At 63.3% G+C, this 3,583-nt stretch carries 5 protein-coding genes; all 5 read left to right on the top strand.

All coding sequences use genetic code 11. The annotated features are described in order from the left end of the window. Nucleotides 1–11 precede the first annotated feature (11 nt). The 5 genes from sdhC to U5775_RS38600 are packed head-to-tail and all read left to right on the top strand — an operon-like array spanning nucleotide 12 to nucleotide 3,583. Nucleotides 12–428, top strand: coding sequence for a succinate dehydrogenase, cytochrome b556 subunit (gene sdhC / locus U5775_RS38580; RefSeq protein ID WP_322063381.1), 417 nt, complete (start codon nucleotides 12–14; stop codon nucleotides 426–428). 2 nt (nucleotides 429–430) lie between these two features. Next, nucleotides 431–799, top strand: coding sequence for a succinate dehydrogenase, hydrophobic membrane anchor protein (gene sdhD / locus U5775_RS38585; protein WP_322063378.1), 369 nt, complete (start codon nucleotides 431–433; stop codon nucleotides 797–799). A gap of 4 nt (nucleotides 800–803) precedes the next feature. Further along, on the top strand, nucleotides 804–2,579 hold the full coding sequence (gene sdhA / locus U5775_RS38590) for a succinate dehydrogenase flavoprotein subunit (protein ID WP_322063379.1): 1,776 nt from the start codon (nucleotides 804–806) through the stop codon (nucleotides 2,577–2,579). 21 nt (nucleotides 2,580–2,600) lie between these two features. Next, the gene (locus U5775_RS38595; RefSeq protein WP_322063380.1) at nucleotides 2,601–3,302 is read left to right on the top strand and encodes a succinate dehydrogenase iron-sulfur subunit; all 702 of its coding nucleotides are present in this window, start codon (nucleotides 2,601–2,603) and stop codon (nucleotides 3,300–3,302) included. Nucleotides 3,303–3,316: 14 nt separating this feature from the next. Beyond that, a complete protein-coding gene (locus U5775_RS38600; RefSeq protein WP_027797784.1) occupies nucleotides 3,317–3,583 on the top strand; it encodes a succinate dehydrogenase assembly factor 2 in 267 nt (88 codons plus the stop codon).

The following is a 3,583-nucleotide window of genomic DNA, read 5'->3' on the forward strand; positions in this document are numbered from 1 at the left end:
AGGGGTCTAGCATGGCAGAAGCCACAAAAAAACCGAGGCCGGAATACCGGAACATCGGGCTTGGGCAGATATTGCTCGCCTACCGCCTGCCGCTCGCGGGGCGCGTGTCGATCGGCCACCGCGTGAGCGGCGCGCTGTTGTTCCTGTTCCTGCCTTTCATCCTGTTCCTGTTCGACCAGAGCCTCACTTCGGAGCTCAGCTTCGAGGTCTTCCAGGGCTTTCTCTCCAACATCGTCGTCAAGATCGTCGTGCTGGTCCTCGGCTGGGCCTTCCTGTTTCACTTCTGCGCCGGCGTGCGCCACCTGTTCATGGACTTCAGCCATGACCTCGTGAGCAAGGAAAAAGGCAAGTCCACCTCGCTCGTCGTCGTTGTGATCTCCACGATCCTCACGATCGCCTTCGCGGCCAAACTGTTCGGAGCATTCTAATAATGTCGGCTAAAAACGGAATCGGTCCGAAGCGCCTCGTCGTGGGCGCGCATTACGGTCTGCGCGACTGGATCGCCCAGCGCGCCACCGCCGTGATCATGGCGATCTACACCATCGTACTGCTCGTGCTGTTCTTCGGCGCGCACGACTTCACCTACGACGGCTGGGCCTCGATCTTCTCCGCGCAATGGATGAAGCTCGCCACCTTCGTGACGGTGGTCGCGCTGTTCTACCACGCCTGGATTGGCGTGCGTGACATCTGGATGGACTACATCAAGCCGGTCGGCCTGCGCATCGTGCTGGACGTACTGACGATCGCCTGGCTGCTGGGCAGCCTCGGCTACGCCGCTCAGATTCTCTGGAGAGTGTAAAAGAATGGCTGCAATCAAGAATTCTCTGCCGCGTCGCAAGTTCGACGTGGTTATCGTCGGCGCGGGCGGCTCGGGGATGCGCGCATCGCTGCAACTCGCGCGCGCCGGTCTTTCGGTGTGCGTACTGTCGAAGGTGTTCCCGACGCGCTCGCACACGGTCGCCGCACAAGGCGGCATCGGCGCCTCGCTCGGCAACATGAGCGAAGACAACTGGCACTACCACTTCTACGACACAATCAAGGGCTCCGACTGGCTCGGCGACCAGGACGCGATCGAGTTCATGTGCCGCGAAGCGCCGAACGCCGTGTACGAGCTCGAACACTTCGGCATGCCGTTTGACCGCAATGCCGATGGCACGATCTACCAGCGTCCGTTCGGCGGCCACACGGCCAACTACGGCGAGAAGCCGGTCCAGCGCGCCTGTGCTGCTGCCGACCGTACCGGCCACGCGCTGCTGCATACGCTGTACCAGCAGAACGTTGCGGCCAAGACCACGTTCTTCGTCGAATGGATGGCGCTGGACCTGATCCGCGACGCCGAAGGCGACGTGCTCGGCGTGACCGCGCTCGAAATGGAAACGGGCGACGTCTACATCCTCGAAGGCAAGACCACGCTGTTCGCCACGGGCGGCGCGGGCCGCATCTTCGCGGCATCGACGAATGCGTTCATCAACACCGGTGACGGCCTCGGCATGGCCGCGCGCTCGGGCATCGCGCTGCAGGACATGGAGTTCTGGCAGTTCCACCCCACGGGCGTGGCCGGCGCGGGCGTGCTGATCACCGAAGGCGTGCGCGGCGAAGGCGGTATTCTTCGCAATGCTAACGGTGAGCGCTTCATGGAGCGCTACGCGCCCACGCTCAAGGACCTCGCACCGCGCGACTTCGTCTCGCGCTCGATGGACCAGGAAATCAAGGAAGGCCGTGGCGTGGGTCCGCACAAGGACCACGTGCTGCTCGACCTCTCGCACATCGGCGCCGAGACGATCATGAAGCGTCTGCCGTCGATCCGCGAAATCGCGCTGAAGTTCGCGAACGTGGACTGCATCAAGGAGCCGATCCCGGTCGTGCCGACCATCCACTACCAGATGGGCGGCATCCCGACCAACATCCACGGCCAGGTCGTGGGCACGGCGAAGGGTCACGAAGAACCGGTCAACGGCTTCTACGCCGTGGGCGAATGCTCGTGCGTCTCGGTGCACGGCGCGAACCGCCTGGGCACGAACTCGCTGCTCGACCTCGTGGTGTTCGGCCGTGCCGCGGGCAACCACATCGTCAAGCACGTGAAGGAAATCCGCGATCACAAGCCGCTGCCCGCTGATGCCGCCGACTTCTCGCTCGCGCGCCTGGCCGAGCTCGACAAGTCGACCTCGGGCGAGTACGCGCAGAGCGTCGCGAACGACATCCGCGGCTCGATGCAGAAGCATGCGGGCGTGTTCCGCACCTCGAAGCTGCTGGCCGAAGGCGTGCAGGACATCGCGCAGATCGCCGAGCGCGCGAAGCACATCCACCTGAAGGACAAGTCGAAGGTGTTCAACACGGCGCGCGTGGAAGCGCTCGAAGTGGCGAACCTGATTGAAGTTGCGCGCGCAACGATGGTCTCGGCCGAAGCGCGCAAGGAAAGCCGCGGCGCGCATGCGCAAAGCGACTTCGAGCACCGCGACGACGAAAACTGGCTGCGCCATACGCTGTGGTTCAGCGAGGGCGACCGTCTCGACTACAAGCCGGTTCACATGCAGCCGCTGACCGTCGAGTCCGTGCCGCCGAAGGCGCGTACGTTCTAAGCCAGTTAAAAGGAATCGGAAATGGCCAAACGAATTTTTGAAGTCTACCGCTACGATCCGGACAAGGACGCCGCGCCGCGCATGCAGTCGTACGAGCTGGAAATCACGCACGAGCGCATGCTGCTCGACGCGCTGGTCAAGCTCAAGGAACTCGACGAAACGCTGTCGTTCCGCCGCTCGTGCCGCGAAGGCGTATGCGGTTCGGACGCGATGAACATCAACGGCAAGAACGGTCTCGCGTGCCTCACGAACCTGAACGAGCTGCCGCAGAAGATCGTGCTGCGTCCGCTGCCGGGGCTGCCCGTGGTGCGCGACCTGATCTGCGACTTCACGCAGTTCTTCAACCAGTATCACTCGATCAAGCCGTACCTGATCAACGACACGCCGCCGCCCGAGAAGGAGCGTCTGCAGTCGCCGGAACAGCGCGACGAGCTCGACGGCCTCTACGAGTGTATTCTGTGCGCGAGCTGCTCGACGTCGTGCCCGAGCTTCTGGTGGAATCCGGACAAGTTCGTGGGCCCGGCGGGTCTCTTGCAGGCTTACCGCTTCATCGCGGACAGCCGCGACGAAGCCACCGGCGAGCGTCTGGACAACCTCGAAGACCCGTACCGCCTGTTCCGTTGCCACACGATCATGAACTGCGTCGACGTTTGCCCGAAGGGGCTGAACCCGACGAAGGCGATCGGCAAGATCAAGGAACTGATGGTCCGCCGCGCGGTTTGAGGCGGCGCGATCAAATGGAATCGCATCAGTCCGATCCCCATCGCCGCGCGCGCCTTCGCTGGCGCGCGCGGCGCGGTCTGCTCGAAAACGACCTGATTTTCGAGCGTTTTTTCGACCGCTACGAGCATGACCTCAGCGACGCCGATGTGGGCGCCCTCACGCGCCTGCTCGAGCTGAGCGATAACGACCTGATGGACTTGCTGCTCGCGCGCAAGGAACCAGAAGGCGACCTTGCCGACCCGGACGTGAAGCGGGTGCTGGAGCTGCTTCGCAACGTCTGA

This window comes from Paraburkholderia sp. J63, from assembly GCF_905220245.1.
GTDB lineage: Bacteria > Pseudomonadota > Gammaproteobacteria > Burkholderiales > Burkholderiaceae > Paraburkholderia.